At 68.4% G+C, this 16768-nt stretch carries 18 protein-coding genes; 8 read left to right on the top strand and 10 right to left on the bottom strand.

The window, feature by feature from the left end; all coding sequences use genetic code 11:
* Positions 1–45 precede the first annotated feature (45 nt).
* Positions 46–480, top strand: coding sequence for a hypothetical protein (locus tag ACX17K_RS15545; protein ID WP_493775521.1), 435 nt, complete (start codon positions 46–48; stop codon positions 478–480).
* 74 nt (positions 481–554) lie between these two features.
* Here ACX17K_RS15545 and ACX17K_RS15540 read toward each other — a convergent pair whose 3' ends face one another.
* Entirely contained in the window at positions 555–2537 is a 1983-nt protein-coding gene (locus tag ACX17K_RS15540; protein ID WP_493775520.1) for a methyl-accepting chemotaxis protein, read from the bottom strand.
* Positions 2538–2836: 299 nt separating this feature from the next.
* Between ACX17K_RS15540 and ACX17K_RS15535 the strand changes: the two genes are divergently transcribed.
* On the top strand, positions 2837–3301 hold the full coding sequence (locus tag ACX17K_RS15535; RefSeq protein WP_493775519.1) for an Xre family toxin-antitoxin system antitoxin: 465 nt from the start codon (positions 2837–2839) through the stop codon (positions 3299–3301).
* Positions 3298–3741: an RES family NAD+ phosphorylase gene (locus tag ACX17K_RS15530; RefSeq protein WP_493775518.1), complete on the top strand. Its 444-nt coding sequence runs from the start codon at positions 3298–3300 to the stop codon at positions 3739–3741. The genes ACX17K_RS15535 and ACX17K_RS15530 overlap by 4 nt, the downstream gene beginning before the upstream one ends.
* Before the next feature lie 13 nt (positions 3742–3754).
* Here ACX17K_RS15530 and ACX17K_RS15525 read toward each other — a convergent pair whose 3' ends face one another.
* From ACX17K_RS15525 to lptM, 3 genes are all read right to left on the bottom strand, one after another.
* Positions 3755–4120, bottom strand: a complete 366-nt coding sequence (locus ACX17K_RS15525) for a hypothetical protein (RefSeq protein ID WP_347370309.1) — start codon at positions 4118–4120, stop codon at positions 3755–3757.
* 117 nt (positions 4121–4237) lie between these two features.
* Positions 4238–5332 carry a pyridoxal phosphate-dependent aminotransferase gene (locus tag ACX17K_RS15520; protein WP_231163352.1) on the bottom strand — a complete coding sequence of 365 codons (1095 nt, stop codon included), beginning with the start codon at positions 5330–5332 and terminating at the stop codon, positions 4238–4240.
* A gap of 92 nt (positions 5333–5424) precedes the next feature.
* A complete protein-coding gene (gene lptM / locus ACX17K_RS15515) occupies positions 5425–5592 on the bottom strand; it encodes an LPS translocon maturation chaperone LptM (RefSeq protein WP_158677474.1) in 168 nt (55 codons plus the stop codon).
* An 86-nt stretch (positions 5593–5678) separates the two neighbouring features.
* Between lptM and cyaY the strand changes: the two genes are divergently transcribed.
* The gene (gene cyaY / locus ACX17K_RS15510; protein ID WP_493775534.1) at positions 5679–5999 is read left to right on the top strand and encodes an iron donor protein CyaY; all 321 of its coding nucleotides are present in this window, start codon (positions 5679–5681) and stop codon (positions 5997–5999) included.
* A gap of 3 nt (positions 6000–6002) precedes the next feature.
* Here cyaY and ACX17K_RS15505 read toward each other — a convergent pair whose 3' ends face one another.
* Positions 6003–6797, bottom strand: coding sequence for a sulfite exporter TauE/SafE family protein (locus ACX17K_RS15505; protein ID WP_493775517.1), 795 nt, complete (start codon positions 6795–6797; stop codon positions 6003–6005).
* A gap of 103 nt (positions 6798–6900) precedes the next feature.
* On the opposite strand from ACX17K_RS15505, the gene ACX17K_RS15500 reads away from it, so the two are divergent.
* Complete coding sequence (locus ACX17K_RS15500) at positions 6901–7761, top strand: MBL fold metallo-hydrolase (protein WP_493775516.1); 861 nt, start codon at positions 6901–6903, stop codon at positions 7759–7761.
* Here ACX17K_RS15500 and ACX17K_RS15495 read toward each other — a convergent pair.
* Entirely contained in the window at positions 7731–8396 is a 666-nt protein-coding gene (locus ACX17K_RS15495; RefSeq protein WP_493775515.1) for a tetratricopeptide repeat protein, read from the bottom strand. The two genes, ACX17K_RS15500 and ACX17K_RS15495, sit on opposite strands and share 31 nt — an antisense overlap.
* A gap of 131 nt (positions 8397–8527) precedes the next feature.
* Between ACX17K_RS15495 and cysE the strand changes: the two genes are divergently transcribed.
* From cysE to ACX17K_RS15480, 3 genes are all read left to right on the top strand, one after another.
* Entirely contained in the window at positions 8528–9310 is a 783-nt protein-coding gene (cysE, locus tag ACX17K_RS15490; protein ID WP_493775514.1) for a serine O-acetyltransferase, read from the top strand.
* 266 nt (positions 9311–9576) lie between these two features.
* Complete coding sequence (locus ACX17K_RS15485) at positions 9577–10419, top strand: isopenicillin N synthase family dioxygenase (protein WP_493775513.1); 843 nt, start codon at positions 9577–9579, stop codon at positions 10417–10419.
* Positions 10420–10586: 167 nt separating this feature from the next.
* Positions 10587–12128, top strand: coding sequence for a sensor domain-containing diguanylate cyclase (locus tag ACX17K_RS15480; RefSeq protein WP_493775512.1), 1542 nt, complete (start codon positions 10587–10589; stop codon positions 12126–12128).
* Here the strand turns inward: ACX17K_RS15480 and ACX17K_RS15475 are convergent.
* The 4 genes from ACX17K_RS15475 to ACX17K_RS15460 form a co-directional block, all read right to left on the bottom strand.
* Entirely contained in the window at positions 12125–12559 is a 435-nt protein-coding gene (locus tag ACX17K_RS15475; protein WP_493775511.1) for a MarR family winged helix-turn-helix transcriptional regulator, read from the bottom strand. The genes ACX17K_RS15480 and ACX17K_RS15475 overlap by 4 nt on opposite strands.
* Positions 12552–14132 carry an MDR family MFS transporter gene (locus ACX17K_RS15470; RefSeq protein WP_493775510.1) on the bottom strand — a complete coding sequence of 527 codons (1581 nt, stop codon included), beginning with the start codon at positions 14130–14132 and terminating at the stop codon, positions 12552–12554. The genes ACX17K_RS15475 and ACX17K_RS15470 overlap by 8 nt, the downstream gene beginning before the upstream one ends.
* A 136-nt stretch (positions 14133–14268) precedes the next feature.
* Positions 14269–15189, bottom strand: a complete 921-nt coding sequence (gene gcvA / locus ACX17K_RS15465) for a transcriptional regulator GcvA (RefSeq protein WP_021478883.1) — start codon at positions 15187–15189, stop codon at positions 14269–14271.
* Positions 15190–15558: 369 nt separating this feature from the next.
* Entirely contained in the window at positions 15559–16767 is a 1209-nt protein-coding gene (locus tag ACX17K_RS15460; RefSeq protein ID WP_493775509.1) for a heme biosynthesis protein HemY, read from the bottom strand.
* Position 16768: the final 1 nt, after the last annotated feature.

The following is a 16768-nucleotide window of genomic DNA, read 5'->3' as shown; positions in this document are numbered from 1 at the left end:
CGCCCCCGCTTTAGCCAATCGCCACGCCAGAAGAAAACCAAACCCATGCATTTACCTGCCTCGTTTCGCGCGCTGCTCGCCGCCGGCTTGCTGACACTCGCCGGCCCATGCCTGGCCGCCAAAGACATCGCCCAAGCATCCGACTTCCTGGACTACCTCTATCCTGGAGCAGCGGATGCGCCGCTGACCTACCACGACCTGATCATGGCAGACGGCTACCACCTCTATTTCACATTCAATAGCGACCAGCCCGCCTCCCAGTACCAAGCATGGCCGCTAGAGCGGCTGCGCCGCGAACTGCTGCCTGAGCTGGACCGCTACGCCTGCGCCGACACGCTCGCCGCCCGCCCCGGCGACGACATGCGCTGGCCGGAATACCGCCGCAAAGGCGGCAGCCTGGTGGTGCATGTGGAAAGCCTGCAAGACGTGGATTACTCGGTGGAGATGATCGCGCCGGGCCGGGCGGGCCTATGCCGCTAGCCGCCAGGCGCCCATAAACAAACAGGCGAGACGGTATCCCGTCTCGCCTGCGATCACGCATCGCTGCCCGCGGCTTACAGCTTGAACTGCCCGATCAGGCTTTCCAGCTCCTCGCCCAGCCGCGCCAGCGCCACCGTGGCCTGTTGCGCCTGGTGGATGGAGTCGTCGGTCTGCAGCAGCATGCCGTGGATGTTTTCGATGTGGCGGGCGATTTCCTGGCTGGCGCTGGACTGCTCGGCGGTGGAGACGGCGATGTCGCCCACCGCGCGCACCACCTGCTGCGCCTGGCCGCTGATCTGCTGGATCGATTGCGACGATTCGCCGGCCAGCCTCACGCCTTGCTCCACCTGCTCCAGCGCGCCGTTCATGCTGTCGGACGCGTGGGTGGTGTCTTTCTGCATGGTCTGGATCACGTCGGAGATTTCCAGCGTGGCCTTGGCGGTGCGTTCGGCCAGCTTGCGCACTTCATCCGCCACCACCGCGAAGCCGCGGCCCTGCTCGCCGGCGCGGGCGGCCTCGATCGCCGCGTTCAAGGCCAAGAGATTGGTCTGATCGGCGATGTCGCGGATCACCGACACGATGCCGGAAATGCGGTCGGAGCGCTGCTGCATGCCGCCTAGCACCTCGGCCAACTGGCGCACGGTGCCGGCGATGCGGCCGATCTCAGCCGCGGTGGCGTCCACATTGGCGGCGGCCTGATTGGACAAGGTGTCCGCCTCGCGGGCGCGCTGCTCGGCCACCCGCGCCGATTCGGCGATGTGGGTGACGCTGACCGACAGCTGCTCGACGCTGGCCGCGGTGGCGTTGGCCGCCTGCGACTGGCGGGCGGAGCTGTCGCGGATCTGGTTCACATCGCCGGACAGCTGGCGCACCGAGCCCAGCATGTCGCCGGCGTGGCGGCGCACGTCCAGCATCATCCGGCGCAGCGAGCCGGTGAAGGTGTTGAACGCGCCGGCGGCCTGGCCGATCTCGTCGCGGCTGGCGATGGACAGCTCGCGGGTGAGATCGCCGCTGCCGGAGGCCAGCTCGGTCATCGCGCCCTGCAGCCGGCCCAGCGGACGCAGCAGCTGGTTCAGCGTGGCGCCCAGCAGCAGCAGGATCAGCGCCAGGATGCCCAGGCTGATGAAGGCGGACTGCCAGCTGGCCGCGCGCACCGGGGCGAAGGCCTCGTCCTCGGGAATGGAGATGCGCACCGCCCACGGCGTGCCGGCCTCGCCGACCACGATGGGCATGATGAAGTGGCGGAAGCCATCGTCGCTGCGGTACTCGGCCGGACGGCCGTCCTTGATCGCCGCCTTGGCCTCGGCCGGCAGGTCCGGCGCGGCCTTGCCGTTCAGCCCAGGCTGGCGGCCGGCCAGTTGCACGCCGCCGTTGGAGTACAGGCTCATGAAGCCGGCGTCGTAGGGACGCACCTTGGCCGCCATTTCCTGCAGATGGCCCAGCGCGATGTCGCAGCCGGCCACGCCCAGCACCTTGCCGCCGATATTGAGCGGGAAGGAGATGGTGCCCATCAGGATCTTCACGTCAGGATCGACATAGGGCTCGGTCAGCATCGGCTTGCCGGTCTTGCGCGGCTCGGTGTAGTAGGCGCTTTCGTCGACGCCGTCGCTGCCCCACACCACATCCACCTTGCCGCCCTTGCGGAACCAGTACACGCCGTAGCGGCCGGTGTGGTCGTTTTCCGGCTTGCCGGCCAGCTCGGCGTCGCGGCCGTCGAAGGCGTTGGGCTCCCAGTCCACCCAGTAGCCGACCGCGTCCGGGTTGTTGGGCAGCTGGCGCTTCACCACCTCGGACAGCAGCGAGCGGCCGTTGGACGGCAGCGCCGCCTTCACGCCAGCCGCGGCCTCGGCCATCGCCTGCGCGGAATCATAGGTCTTGCCCAGCATGCGCTGCACGCGGCCGGCCTCGCTGTCCGCCAGCAGGCGGGCATGCTCCAGCACCGCGCTTTCCGCGTTGCGGTAGCTGTTGTAGATATTGGCCCCCGCCAGCACAGTAAAGCCGATCAGGATCAACAGGCCGGAGCCGGCCAGTATCTTGCCCTTGATGGTTGCAATCATGGTTCACCTCTTGCCGGATAAACCGCCTGCCGATGGCGGTCCGTCCGATTGTCTGCGTATTCATCGCGGAATGAGAATCGATAGTCGCCCCAGGCGCCCGCTTCCCCAGCTTGGAAGGTAACGCAGGAAACGTTCTAGCACAAAGGGATGATTACCGATGCCGCGCAAGGGGGGCGATGATACGCCCCGGCCCGCCCCCTGTCTCGCCAGGTGCGTAAAAACACGGTCCCAACTCAACCAGCTTGCCACTTCCTAGCAAAATGCCAATACTAACCAGGCAAATGCCGATGGAGGCCATCATGTCCCAAGCCCTGTTCAAACCCGATGCCGGCTCGCTGCCGGAGCAGCCGCGCGCGCCGACGCTGCGTTTCGCCCGCCTGTCGCGCATCATCGGCCAGAGAGTGCGCTCCGACCTCGAAGTGGCGCGCTATGTCGCCAACGGCGCCGACACCGGCCTGATCGACCATCTGGCCGGCGAAGGGCTCACCCGCAAGGAGCTGGAATTCGTGATTCCGGCGCGCACGCTGTCCCACCGCATCAAGAAGCACGAAAAGCTGAGCCGCGACGAGTCCGAACGGGGGGTGCGGGTGGCCAGCCTGCTGGTGCTGGCGCAGCAGGTGCTGGACGAGGAGGCCACCTGCTGGCTGCGGCAGCCGCTGCGCCGCTTCGACGACGCCAGCCCGCTGGAAATGGCGCAGACCGAGCAGGGCGCGCGGCTGGTGGAAAACCTGCTGGTCCAGATCGACGAAGGCTACGTCGCGTGATCGCCTGGCGGATCAGCAATTACGCCGATCTGAACGGCCTGGGCGGGCTGCGCGCCGACGGCCGCTGGCACCACGCCGGCCGGCCCATCGTCTACCTGGCCGACCACGCCGCCAGCGCGATGCTGGAAATGCTGGTGCACAGCGAGCTGCGCCGCCTGCCGGCCAGCTTCCAGCTGTTGAAGGTGGAGTTGCCGGACGACGGCATGCTGGACCTGGACCCGGCCGCGCTACCCGCCGGCTGGCGCGCCCGCCAGGAAGACACCCGGCGCCTGGGAGACGCCTGGCTGGCGCAGGCGCCCAGCGCGCTGCTGCGGGTGCCGAGCGCGCTGGCGGTAGACGGCTGGAACCTGCTGCTCAACCCGCTGCACCCCGATGCCGGCCGCTGCCGGATTCTCGAAGCCATCGCCGCGCCGCTGGACGCGCGGCTGCGGCAGTCTTGAGAGACTACGGCGCTCAGCGAATCTCGATGTCCGCCAAGTGGTAAGTGCCGGTGCGGCTCTCCTGGCAAAACACCCTGGCCTCCACAGTGACGGTCCGTCCCCGATAGCGCGCCATGCCCTCCTGGTTCAAGGCCAGCCGGGCCATCGTCTGCCCGCCGCAGGCGGCGCCGTCGTCCAGCCGCAGCGGTCGGCGCAGCCTTAGATAATGCGCGCGGAACAGCGTGCCCTCGGCCTTGCTGCCGCTGGAGATCGGCCCGGTGACGGTGCCGCGCAACGTGAGTCGGGTGTCGCCGTCGGCGCGCACCGGCATAGCGGCGGCGGCATGGCAGTTGGCCAGCAGGCACAGGCTGGCGATCAGGCGGGTGCGATGATGTGTCATGGTTCTCTTGGCGGAACGTGGGGGCGGCTCGCCGGGCCGCAAAAAAATAAGCGATGGGTTTTACCAACCCACCGCTTATGTCATCGGCGTTTCCGCCTGTCAATGTAACTATGCCCGTCAGCGGCCGGCCATGCCCTCCAGCACCTTGCTGGACAAGGCCTGCGGCTGGGCGGTGACGCGCAGCAGGTGGCGCAGCGCCGGATGCGGCGGCCGGTGCACGGCGATGCCCTCGGCCAGCAGCTGGCGCTGGATGGCCTCGGACTGCGCGGCGTTGGGGTAGACGACGCTGACGAAATTGGTGTGCGAGGGCAGCACGGTCAGGTCGCGCTCGCGCAGCGCGTCGGCCAGCTTGTCGCGCAGCAATACCGTGGCCTGCACCAGCTGGCAGGCGTAATCCGGCGCGTCCAGCACCGTCGCCGCCGCGTGCTGGGCGATGCCCGACAGCGCGTACTGCGGCCGGATCTGGTCGGCCTTGGCGATGATGTCGGCCGGCGCCAGCGCGAAACCGACGCGCAGGCCAGCCAGCGCGTAGGCCTTGGACAACGTGCGCAGCCGCAGCGTATTGGCCAGCACGCCGGAGGGCGGAGCGTCCTCCGGCAGGGTACAGAAATCGATATAGGCCTCGTCCAGGATCAACAGCGTCTGCGACGGCAGCTGCTGGCGCAGCGCCTGGATGTCGGCCGCCGACCAGTAATGGCCGGTGGGATTGTCGGGATTGGCCAGGTAGACCGCCACCGCGCGCTCGGCCTGCGCCACTTCGCACAGGCGGGCGAGATCGGGCCGCAGGCCCACGCCCTGCGCCTGGTACGGCACTTCCAGGATGCGGGCGCCGACGCCCTCGGCGAAATAGCGGAAGGCCGGGTAGGTGCCGGCGCTGCACACCACCGCGTCGCCGGCGTTGCAGCGCAGCCGCAGCGCCAGCAGGATCAGGCTGTCGGCGCCGCAATCGAACAGCACCTGGCTGCTTTCCAGCCCCAGCCGCTGCGCCACCCGCTCGCGCAGCGCCAGCGCGTATGGGTCCGGGTACAGCCGGGCCAATTCGGCCAGCGCCTCGCCCCACGGCTCCAGCAGCGGCGAGGCCGGCTTCACCATGCTCTCGTTGGCGCCCAGCCGGCTGACCACCTTGCGGCCCAGCGCGGCCTCCAGCTTGGCGATGCCGGGAAACGGGTTGACGATGGTATGGTGTTCCAGATGACGCGCGTAATGGGGCATGGCGGCTCCTATTCCCGAGAAACGACGGCCCATTCTAGGCCAAGCCCCGGTCAGACAAGCGATTGCTTGGAAATATCCTTATGTCGCCGCGATCAACGGGAAGCCGAAGCGTCCGCCTTGGGCGCGGAGGCGTCCGGTTTGACCGCATGGGCGGCCGGCGGCGGCGCCTTCTTGGGCTGCTGCGGCAGCACCAGCGGGCCTTTGTAGCCGCAAGCGGCCAGAATCAGGGTCAAACTTGCGCAAGCGAGCAGGGTACGCATACTGATGGCAATCCGATATGGCAAAATCGACATACTAGCAAAACCTTGCCGGGCGGTGTTGCCGCCGCCGGCGCCATCAGGGAAACATCATGACCGAAAGCGAATTCCTGCAACTGAGCGACGACATCTTCGACCTCATCGAACAGGCGATAGACCAACACGGGCTGGACGCCGACACGCTGCGCCAGGGCAATGTGCTGGAGATCGAGTTCGACAGCGGCGACAAGGTGATCGTCAACCGCCACGCCGTCAACCAGGAAATGTGGATCGCGGCCAAGAGCGGCGGCTACCACTTCTCGCGCCGCGGCGAAGACTGGATCGCCAGCCGCGACGGCGCGGAATTCTACGCGACGCTGGCCGAGGCCATCCGCGCCGGCAGCGGCGAGGCGTTCAGCTTCGCCGGCTGACCGTCAGCCGGCGGCGTGGCACAACATGGCCACCGCCACGCCGGCGGCCAGGAGCGCGAAGCCGCGCGACACCTGCCGCTGCGCCAGCCGCCGTATCAGCCAGCGACCGGCCATCATGCCGGCGAGCGCGGCGGCGGCGAAGGCCAGCGTGGGCAGCGCCGGCGGCCGCGCGCCGTGCCAGTAGGCGGACAGCGCGCTGCCGCCGCCGACCAGCGCGATCACCAGCAGCGAGGTGGCGACGATGGCGTGCATGCCCAGGTCGCTGAGCCGGCGCAACGCCGGCACGATGACGAAACCGCCGCCCACGCCCAAGAGGCCGGTGAGAAAGCCGGTGAACGCGCCGACGCCGGCCAGCGCGGCGATGCTGGCCGGATGCCAGGCCAGGCGCCCGGTTTCCGGCCGCACCCGGCACAAGGCGCCGCGTCCATCCCTCTCCGCTTGGCCGTCCCGCGCGCCGGACCAGGCGCGCCAGGCGACGATCAGCAACACCAGCGCGAAACCCGCCGCCAGCCAGGCGACCGGCAACAGATGCGCCGCCCGCGTGCCCAGCGCCGAGCCCGGCAGGCCGCACAGCGCCATCAACGCGGCCGCGCGGTAACGCACCTCGCCCCGCCGCCATCCCTCCCAGGCGCCGAAAGCCGCTCCGGCCGCCACGGCCAGTAGCGCCACCGGCGCCGCCTGCGGCACACTCCAGCCTTGGGACGCCATCAGCGCCGGCACCGCCAGAATGCCGCCGCCGGCGCCGGTCAGGCCCAGCACCGCGCCCACCAGCGCGCCCAGCAACAAAGTCAACGCCATGTCCGCCTGGACAGTAAAATCGTCATGATGAAATTTCTAAAAGAAATATGCTTATAACAGTATATTATTTAAGCCGCCGCGCGCGCCATGCCCGGAGGACAGAATGACCGCCCAGATCGCCAGCTTTTTCGACGCCGCCACCGGCACCGTCAGCCACATCGTCTACGACCGCCCGGGCGGACACGCCGCGGCAGTCGACCCGGTGCTGGACTTCGACTTCCGCTCCGGCCGCACCTCGCGCGCGTCGGCCGACCGGCTGCTGGCCTTCCTGGCCGAGCAGCGGCTGACGCTGCAGTGGATACTGGAAACCCACGCCCACGCCGACCACCTGTCCGCGGCTCCCTATCTGAAGCAGCAGGCCGGCGGCCGCGTCGCCATCGGCGCGCGCATCGTCGAGGTGCAGGCCATCTTCCGCCGCGTGTTCAACCTGGAGCCGGCTTTCCGCTGCGACGGCTCGCAGTTCGACCACCTGTTCCAGGACGGCGAGACCTTCCGCATCGGCGAACTGGAGGCGCGGGTGATCGCGCTGCCCGGCCACACCCCGGCCGACGTCGGCTATCGGATCGGCGATGCGGTCTTCGTCGGCGACACGCTGTTCATGCCGGATGTCGGCACCGCGCGCTGCGATTTCCCCGGCGGCGATCCGGCCGAACTGTACCGCTCCATCCGCAAGCTGCTGGCGTTGCCGGACGACACCCGGCTGCTGATGTGCCACGACTACCCGCCGGCCGGGCGCGAGCCGGCCTGGAGCGCGACCGTGGCGGAACAACGCGCGGCCAATCTGCACGCGCGCGACGGCGTGGACGAAGCCGGCTTCGTCGAGATGCGCGCGGCGCGCGACAAAACGCTGGCGATGCCGCAATTGCTGCTGCCCGCGGTGCAGGTCAACATCCGCGCCGGCATGCCGCCGCCGGCCGACGACAACGGGGTCCGCTATTTGAAGCTGCCGCTGGACGCGCTCTGAGCGCGGCGGCCGCTTTCGCGCTTCGCCAGATCCAGCGCCTTGACCCGCGCGCCGATGTCGCCCTGCGCGCCGGCGCGCGCGTACCAGCGTATCGCCGCCGGAATGTCCCGCTTCACGCCCTGGCCATGCTCGTACATGCTGGCGATCAGATACTGCGCGCCGACGTCGCCCTGCTTGGCCGCCTCCTCGTACCAGTAGGCGGCCAGGCGATCGTCCTGCGGCGCGCCGCGGCCGAGGAAATACTGGGTGGCGAGGTCGATCTGGGCCGGCAGATAGCCCTGGCGGGCGGAGAGCTGGAACCAGCGCGTCGCCTCGGCCAGCGACTTGGGCACCCCGTCGCCGCGTTCGGCCAGCAGGCCCAGCGCGTGCTGTGCCCGGTCCAGCCCCAGCTCCGCCGAGCGTTTCAGCCAGTACACCGCCCGCGCCTTGTCCACCGCGCCGGCCTCGCCCTTCCAGTCCATCATCGCCAGGTCGAAGGCCGCCACCCGGTCGCCGTTCTGCGCCGCCTGCCAGAAGGCGATGCGGGCGGCGGCCAGATGGCCGGCCTGGTATTCGCGCCAGCCTGGCACCTCCGGCTCCGCCGCGCCCGCGCTCAATGCCGCCAGCAGCAGCGCCAACAGGATTGCCGATCTCATAGGCCTTCTCCCCGTCCATGCCGGTTGGTCGCTGCGCACCGCGAATCCTGACATCGCGCCGCCTTGGGCTGACGGCGCGGACCGTGGCAGGCTACAATATTTCGACTAGATGTCATTATCCGGAGTCCCCGATGAGTTCCACCCTGGTTGATCCGCTGTGGTCGGCCATCCGCGACGAAACGCTGGCGGCGGTCAACGACGAGCCGCTGCTGGCCAGTTTCCTGCACATGACCGTACTGCGCCACGCCACGCTGGAAGACGTGCTGGCCTTCCACTTGTCCACCAAGCTCGCCAGCCCGGTGATGGATCCGCGCGCGCTGCAGGAGCTATTCCGCGAGGCCTTCCAGGCCGATCCGGCGATCAGCGCCGCGCTGCGCGCCGACATCCGCGCCTGTTTCGAGCGCGACCCCGCCTGCGACCGCTATTCCACGCCGCTGCTGTACTTCAAGGGCTTCCACGCGATCCAGAGCCAGCGCGTCACCCACTGGCTGTGGCAGCAGGGCCGGACCACGCTGGCGCTGTTCCTGCAGAACCGCATCTCCGAAGTGACCGGCGCCGACATCCATCCCGCCGCGCGCGTCGGCCAGGGCGTGATGCTCGACCACGGCACCGGCCTGGTGGTCGGCGAAACCGCCGTGATCGGCAATAACGTGTCCATCCTTCATGGCGTCACCCTGGGCGGCTCCGGCAAGGATCGCGGCGACCGCCATCCCAAGATAGGCGATGGCGTGATGCTGGGCGCGGGCGCCGCGGTGCTGGGCAACATCCGCGTCGGCGAATGCGCGAAAGTGGGCGCCGGCAGCGTGGTGCTGGAAGACGTGCCGCCCCACGCTACCGTGGCCGGCGTGCCGGCCCGCATCGTGGCCCAGGCCTGTCCGGGCACGCCGGCGCTGGACATGGACCAGCGGGTATAAGCGCCGCTTTTCTGTAATTAAAGTACACCGGGGCCTGCGCCCCGGTGCCGCCGGACAACCCGCCTATCCAGACGACCCCTCCTGAAGCCGGGCCCGCAGCATCTCGCTTACGGCCTTGCGCGGCAAGGCTGCCGCTGTTTTGGTAGTTTTCCAACAGTACAGATGCCAACGGCTTGGCGGCCTGTAGCTTAGCCGCTACAATGCGCGCGGCCGGCGACCGCCCCGATATTGCATGGCGGCGCCGGGTTCATCAGGAAAACCACCCCATGAACGTCAGAGTTGTCGACTACCGCGCCCCGGACGCCGCGGAGCAGTTCACCCGTTCCCTGCACGAAACCGGCTTCGGCGTGCTGACCAACCACCCGATCCCGCAAGACCTGGTTGAAAAGATCTACGCCGACTGGCTGGGCTTTTTCAACAGCGAAGAGAAGTTCGACTACGCCTTCTCGGTGGAAAAGCAGGATGGCTGGTTCTCCCCGGAAGTGTCGGAAACCGCCAAGGGCGCCACGCTCAAGGACATCAAGGAATACTTCCACATCTACCCGTGGGGCCGCGCGCCGTCCCAGCTCAAGGCCGACGCCGACCTCTACTACGGCATCGCCAACCAGCTGGCGCAGGAGCTGCTGTCCTGGGTGCAGCAATACACCCCGGCCGACATCGCCGCCAACTACCGCGAGCCGCTGTCCCACATGATCCAGGACAGCCAGCAGACGTTGCTGCGCGTGCTGCGCTACCCGCCGCTGACCGGCGACGAGCCGGCCGGCTCGCTGCGCGCCGCCGCCCACGGCGACATCAACCTGCTGACCATCCTGCCGGCCGCCAACGAGCCGGGTCTGCAAGTGCAAGGCAAAAACGGCGAATGGCTGGACGTGCCCTGCGACTTCGGCACCCTGGTGGTCAATATCGGCGACATGCTGCAGGAAGCGTCGGCCGGCTATTACCCGTCCACCCAGCACCGCGTGGTCAACCCCACCGGCGAGGGCGCGAAGAAAAGCCGCATCTCGCTGCCGCTGTTCCTGCATCCGCGCCCGGACGTGATCCTGTCCGACCGCTACACCGCCGGCGCCTACCTGGACGAGCGCCTGCGCGAACTGGGCGTGAAGATGTAATCCGCCCAGCCTCCGGATCAAACGGCCTCAGCCCCGCTGCGGCCGTTTTTTTATTCTCTTCCCCCGCCTCTCTGCTGCGCCGCCGCCATTCGCAAACTACGATAAAACTTAAGAAAAGCACGCTGCGGCAGCCACGTCGCTCCGCAGCCATCGGTAGAAGGGAATCTATGCGCGGCACTCTCACGCGCCCTCCGGCTGTCCCGGACTGGCTGCCCAATGCCCTGGTGGCGCTGCTGTATTGCGCGGCGGCCTGGCTGGGCGACCGCTTTCTGATGCTGGAACTGGGAATGGACACGGTGCTGTGGCCGCAGCCCGCGCTGGCGCTGGCCGCCCTGTTGCTGCGAGGCCGGCGGGCCTGGCCGGGCGTGCTGCTGGGCGCTCTGCTGGTGGAAGGATGGCGCTGGTCGGGCCAGGCCGCCGGCCTGAACTGGCTGCTGCCGGCGCTGGGCATCGCCGCCGGCGTGCTGGCGCAGACGCTGGCCGGCGCCTGGCTGGTGCGCCGCCATCTCGGCGCCGGCAATCCGCTGGGCAGCTTCGGCCACTGCCTGCTGTTCTGCCTGATCGTGGCGGCCTCCGCGCTGCTGGGCACGCTGATCGCCATCGCCTCCGCCTATCTGGGCCAACTGGTGCCGCAAAAAATGCTGCTGGCGCAAGGCTGCCTGTGGTGGCTGTGCAATGCCAGCGGCACGCTGCTGTTCGGCAGCCTGCTGCTCAATCTCTACTACCACGGCTGGCCCAGCCTGGGCCGCGAGGCCTGGTACGAGATGCTGGCCTATTTCGGCACGGTGGCGCTGCTGACCGCCAGCATCTTCATCTGGTGGCACCCCACCATGGACACCACTTATCCGTTGGACATGCTGGTGCTGCCGCTGGTGGCGTGGGCAGCGTTCCGCTTCAGCCCCCGTGAGGTGGCGCTGGCGCTGCTGCTGATCACCCTGCTGGCGCTATGGGGCACCCGCCACGGCGGTGGCCCCTATCTGGGTTTTTCCGCCTACAGCACGCTGATCATCCTGCAGACCTATATCGGCATCCTGACCGTGGTGGCGCTGTGCGTCGCCGCGCTGATGAGCGAGCAGCGCCTGATCAAGCAAGAGCTGGGGCGGCAACAGGAGCAGCTGGAGCAGCAGGTGCGCATCCGCACGCTGGCGCTGGAGCAATCGCATGCCGAGGTGCTGGCGCTGTCGCGGGTGGACTCGGTGACCGGCATCGCCAACCGCCGCTGTTTCGAGGAAAGCCTGGACGGCGAATGGCGGCGGGCGCGGCGGCTGGGCGCGCCGCTGGGCATGCTGATGATAGACATCGACTACTTCAAGCTCTACAACGACCACTACGGCCACGTCAGCGGCGACTACTGCCTGCGCGAAGTGGCGCAGGCGATACGCGGCAGCGTGCGGCGGCCGCAAGACCTGGTGGCGCGCTACGGCGGCGAGGAGATCATCTGCCTGTTGCCGGACACCGGCACCGAGGGCGTGGCCGTCGTCGGCGAGGCGGTGCTGGAAGCGGTGCGCGAATTGCAGCTGCCGCACGCCGGCTCGTCGGTGGCGAGCATCGTCACCATCAGCATAGGCGGCGCCACCGTGCATCCACGCGAGGTGGTGGACAGCCGCCAGCTGATCGAGGCCGCCGACCGCGAGCTCTACCGCGCCAAGCAGCAGGGCCGCAATCGGCTGGTGATCGCCGGACGCGACGAAGCGACGGCCGGCCGCTAACGCGCGTCGGCGGCCATGCCGCGGAACCGCTCCTCCAGCAAGCGCAGCACCCTCAGCGTCGCCGCCAGCTCCGCGGCGTCGATGCCGTTCAAGGCCTGGTCGAAAAACGCCTGCCGCTGCGGCGCCGCCGCGCGCAGCAGCGCCGCGCCGGCCTCGTCCAGCGTCACCAGCGTCTGGCGGTTGTCGGCCGGATCGGTGTCCCGCCGCACCAGCTCATCGGCCTCCAGCAGCTTCAGCTGCCGCGTCAGCGCGCCGGGGTCCATCTGCAGATGGCAGGCCAGCCGCTTCTGGCTGGCGGTGCCCAGATCCTCCAGCGCCTTCAGGATGCGCCAGCGCGGCAACGCCTCGCCGACCCGGCCCTCGAAGGCGCTGTACATCGCGCGGCTGCTGCGGCCCAGTTGCTGCAGCAGATTGGGTTGATGCTCACTCATGCCGCAGCTCCTGTTCCGGGACCGCGCTGTCCAGCCTCACCGCCGGCACCTTGCGCACCAGCCACAGGCCCAGCAGCAACCCTAGCGCCACCAGCCACTGGCTGTAATGGATGGCGTCCACCAGCAATTCGCGGCTGGCGGCCAGCAAGCCGTCGGCGCCGACCGCCGCATGGCGGAACTGCGCCAGGCTGTCGGCGTTCAGCAGGGTCTGCGGATCGGCCAGCCAGGATCGCCAGCTCTCGCCGTGGCGCGCGGTCAGCATCGTCTCCACGCTTTCCCGGAAACGGTGGCTGACCACCGCGCCCATCACCGCCGTGCCCAGCATGCCGCCCACCATCCGCGTCGACTGCAGCATCGCGGTGGAGACGCCCAGCTGCTGGCGCGGCGCCAGTTGCTGGACGAAGATGGTCAGGTTGGGCATCAACAGGCCCAGGCCCAGGCCGCCCATCATCATGTTGGCGAAAATCAGCGCGTGCGGCGTGGACGGCGAAGTGCGCGCCAGCAGCGCCGCGGTCGCCGCGAACATCAACAGGCCCAGGCCCAGCAGCCGCGTCGGATGCTTCATCCGCTGCACGATGCGGCCATTGAGCATGCTGCCGATGGTGATGAACACCACCAGCGGCGTCACCAGCAGGCCGGCCTGGTTGGGCGACAAGCCGAAGCCGGCCTGGAACATCAAGGGCGCGTAATACATCACCGCGAACATGCCGAAGCCCATCAGCAAAGACAGCCCGAACAGCGGCGCCAGGCCCTTGTGCGACAGCATGCTGGGCGGCAGCAGCGGATTGGGGCTGCGCTTTTCCCACCAGAGCAGCGCCGCCAGCGCGGCCAGGCCCAATCCGGCCAGCGCGGCCAGCAGCAGCGGCGACTTGTGCTGCGGCAGCCATTCCACCGTCAGCTGCAGCGAGCCGAGGAACAGCGCGATCAGCACCGCCCCCTGCCAGTCCAGCCGCGACGGCGGCCGCTCGTCGTGGCGGATCACCGGCAGGAAGCGCCAGACTAGCCACAGGCTGACCACGCCGACCGGCAGGTTGACGAAGAACACCCAGCGCCAGCCCAGGTACTCGGTGAGAAAACCGCCCAGTGACGGCCCGATGGCGTTGGCCAGGCCGAAGGACGCCGACAGCATCACCTGCCAGCGCAGCCGCTCGCGGGTGTGGGGGAACAGATCGGGCACGCAAGCGAAAGTGGTGGCCACCAGCATGCCGCCGCCGACGCCCTGCAAGGCGCGCGCCAGCACCAGCTGCAGCATGTCCTGGGCCAGGCCGCACAGCATGGAGGCGGCGGTGAACAATACGATGGCGGTCAGCACGAAGGGTTTGCGGCCGTGATCGTCGCCCAGCTTGCCGAAGACGGGGACGGTGATCACCGAAGTCAGCAGATAGGAGGTGCCCACCCAAGCGTACAGCGCGAAGCCATGCAGATCGGCCACCACGGTGGGCATCGCGGTGCCGACCACGGTCTGGTCCAGCGCCACCATGATCAGCACGCAGCACAGGCCCAGCATCGCCATCAGCCGCTGGCGGAAGTCCAGACCGGCGGCCAGGCCGGCTGGGGAGGAAGGAGCGTTCATGATTGATAAGGCAATAGTTGCTATGTCAATCATTATGCGGAACGCCGGACCGGCGCGCCACGCCCCAGCGGTTAACAAATGTTGGCGGAAAAGGAGAAGGCCGCCGCGGGAAACCGGCGGCGGATGCCGGCAGCGCTCAGTAGCCCTGGCGCGCCAGCCAGCTGGCTTCCTCGCTGTTGGCGACGGTGTGCACCAGCCAGTCGCGGAAGGCGCGCACCTTGGGCAGCTCGGCCAGCTCGTGCGGATAGACCAGATAGTAGGCCCACTCGGTTTCCAGCACGGTGTCGAACGGGATCACCAGCCGGCCACTGTCCAGGTCCTGGGTGACCATGGAAGCCTGGGCCAGCGTCACGCCCATGCCGGCCACCGCGGCGTGCAGCGCGTATTCCAGCGCGTCGAAGGTGACGCCGCTCTCCGGGTTGACGCCGGACACGCCGGCCAGCGTCAGCCAGCGCTTCCAGGTGTTCTGGTCGCGCCACGGGTGCAGCAGCGTGTGGTGCCTCAGGTCATCCGGCACGTGCAGCGGGTGCTTGCCGGCCAGCAGGCTGGGCGAGCAGACCGGGATCAGCTTTTCGCGGCAGATGCATTCCAGCCGGAGATCGGCCGCCGCCTCCGGGCTGGACAGGCCCACCACGGCCAGGTCGTATTCGGCGCGATTGAACGGCTTGTTGTGTATCAGCTGGGTCAGCAAGTGCAGCGTGTACTCCGGGTGCCGCGCCTGGAAGTCGGCCAGATTGGGCAGCACCCAGCGCATCGCCGGCGTCGGCGGCATCCGCACCCGCAGATCGCTCTGGCGCAGGCGCAGCGCCTCGCTGGCTTCGTTCAGCAGCTGGAACGCCTCGCGCGCCGGCTTCACCAGCGCCTCGCCCTCGGCGGTCAGCGCCAGGCCGCGCGCCTGGCGGGTGAAAAGCGTGGCGCCGTAATACTCTTCCAAGGTCTGGACGTGGCGGCTGATCGCGCCCTGGGTGAGGCTGAGCGCGGCGGCGGCGCGGGTGAACGACAGGTGCTCGGCGGCGACGACGAACACGCGCAGGGCATTCAGCGGAGGCAGCTTCATGCTGTTACATGCCTTTTCTTCATAGTTTTCATGAGATTAACTGCTTTGTGCAAACCGCCGCCTCCACGTATGCTGGTGAACATTGTCGCGGCCGGCATCGTCGCGGCGGAAGCAAGCGCCATGCATAGGTCTGAGGTCAGCCATGCATAATGGTTGATTCTGGCACAGCTTTCGTCGTTCGGCATCCTTATTGTCAGACAGGATACCGCCCGCGCTCTCGTATCGATTGATTGTCTGCCAGTCCACGTTGGCATGCACGGGCCCCTCGGGGTCCGATTTTTTTTGCCCGCCGCCGGCGCGCGGACAAGAAAAATGCCGCCGGCCGAAACGGCGGGCGGCATCGCGGACGGCGAGCGTGGCCGGCTGCGCTCAGCAGCCCTGGCTCAGCGCCAGCTCCAGGCTCTTCTGGTAATGCAGCTGCGAAGCCTCTTCCTTGCCGGTGGCCTCGAACAGCCGCGCCAGCTCGGCGTGCGCGCACAACGTCGGCTGGATCGACACGCTGGCTTCCAGATAACTCTGCGCCTTGCCCCACAGCTGCTGCGCCTGCGCCAGACGGCCCAGCGCCAGCAACAGCCAGTGGTCGCGCGGACGCAGTTTCAGCCAGTTCTCGGCGTCCTTCAGCAGCTCCAGCCGCTTTTCCACGCTGAGGTGGGCCGCCAGCTGGCCCAGTTCGCGCGCCAGCTCCGGCAGCTCCATCTCGTCGCCGGACAGCGCGCCGGCCAGCAGCGTGGCGGCGTAGTCGTACTCCTGCAGGCGGATCAGATGCGATACCACTTGCTGCAGCAGTTGCGGATTGCCGCGCTCGGCGTCGGGAATCCGGCGCAGCCAATCGCGCACTTCGCGCTCGGACAGCAGCCCGGCCAGCTGTTGCTGGTAGGCGGCCAGCCGGTAGCGGCGAGCCTGCTCCGGCTCCAGCGCGTCGGCCTTCAGCAGTTTTTCGGTCAGCAGCAGGATGGCTTCCGGCTGTTTTTGCAGCAGGCGCACCTTCAGCTCCAGCCGCAACGCGTTGGTCAGATTGGGCGACAGCGCGCGGGCGCGCTCGATGGCGGCCAGCGCGCCCAGCGCGTCCTTGTCCTCCAGCCTCAGCTCGGCGTCCAGCATGTGGCGCGCCAGTTGCAGCCGCGCCGGCAGCTGGTCCAGCTGATTCAGGTATTCGTCGCGCTTGCCGCCGTCGCCGGCGGATCCGGCCGCGCGGGCGGCGATCAGCAGCGCCAGCGCGCGGTTCTCGGCCGAGTATTCGTCGGACAGCGATTTGGACGCCTCGCGCTCGGCCTTCTGGAAGCGGCCCTCGAAGAAGGCGATGCCGGCCTCGCGCAGCGCGTGACGGGCGGCTTTCAGCTTCTTCTGGCGCTGGAAGCGCTGTACCTGGCGCGGCAGGTCCGCGGCCAGCGCGATCAGCCGCAAAGCGATGTGGGTGATGACGATCAGCGCCACCACCAGCACGATCATCAGATTGAACGACACTTCCATCCGGTAAGGCGGCAGGAACAGGATGGCGTAGCCGGTATTCAGGGTGGAGGCCAGCCCCACCAGCACGGCCAATGCGAACAGGCCGGTTATCCACAATGCGAATCTCACC

Source organism: Chromobacterium sp. INPA-IVC (assembly GCF_059047085.1).
The sequence above is the reverse complement of the archived record's forward strand: the minus strand, read 5'-3'. Positions and strand labels throughout refer to the sequence as shown.

Bases quoted from the DNA above. Each gene is read 5' to 3' on its own strand.
- ACX17K_RS15545 (WP_493775521.1), top strand. From the start codon at position 46: ATGCATTTACCTGCCTCGTTTCGCGCGCTGCTCGCCGCCGGCTTGCTG.
- ACX17K_RS15540 (WP_493775520.1), bottom strand. From the start codon at position 2,537: ATGATTGCAACCATCAAGGGCAAGATACTGGCCGGCTCCGGCCTGTTG.
- ACX17K_RS15535 (WP_493775519.1), top strand. From the start codon at position 2,837: ATGTCCCAAGCCCTGTTCAAACCCGATGCCGGCTCGCTGCCGGAGCAG.
- ACX17K_RS15525 (WP_347370309.1), bottom strand. From the start codon at position 4,120: ATGACACATCATCGCACCCGCCTGATCGCCAGCCTGTGCCTGCTGGCC.
- ACX17K_RS15520 (WP_231163352.1), bottom strand. From the start codon at position 5,332: ATGCCCCATTACGCGCGTCATCTGGAACACCATACCATCGTCAACCCG.
- lptM (WP_158677474.1), bottom strand. From the start codon at position 5,592: ATGCGTACCCTGCTCGCTTGCGCAAGTTTGACCCTGATTCTGGCCGCT.
- ACX17K_RS15505 (WP_493775517.1), bottom strand. From the start codon at position 6,797: ATGGCGTTGACTTTGTTGCTGGGCGCGCTGGTGGGCGCGGTGCTGGGC.
- ACX17K_RS15500 (WP_493775516.1), top strand. From the start codon at position 6,901: ATGACCGCCCAGATCGCCAGCTTTTTCGACGCCGCCACCGGCACCGTC.
- ACX17K_RS15495 (WP_493775515.1), bottom strand. From the start codon at position 8,396: ATGAGATCGGCAATCCTGTTGGCGCTGCTGCTGGCGGCATTGAGCGCG.
- cysE (WP_493775514.1), top strand. From the start codon at position 8,528: ATGAGTTCCACCCTGGTTGATCCGCTGTGGTCGGCCATCCGCGACGAA.
- ACX17K_RS15485 (WP_493775513.1), top strand. From the start codon at position 9,577: ATGAACGTCAGAGTTGTCGACTACCGCGCCCCGGACGCCGCGGAGCAG.
- ACX17K_RS15480 (WP_493775512.1), top strand. From the start codon at position 10,587: ATGCGCGGCACTCTCACGCGCCCTCCGGCTGTCCCGGACTGGCTGCCC.
- ACX17K_RS15475 (WP_493775511.1), bottom strand. From the start codon at position 12,559: ATGAGTGAGCATCAACCCAATCTGCTGCAGCAACTGGGCCGCAGCAGC.
- ACX17K_RS15470 (WP_493775510.1), bottom strand. From the start codon at position 14,132: ATGAACGCTCCTTCCTCCCCAGCCGGCCTGGCCGCCGGTCTGGACTTC.
- gcvA (WP_021478883.1), bottom strand. From the start codon at position 15,189: ATGAAGCTGCCTCCGCTGAATGCCCTGCGCGTGTTCGTCGTCGCCGCC.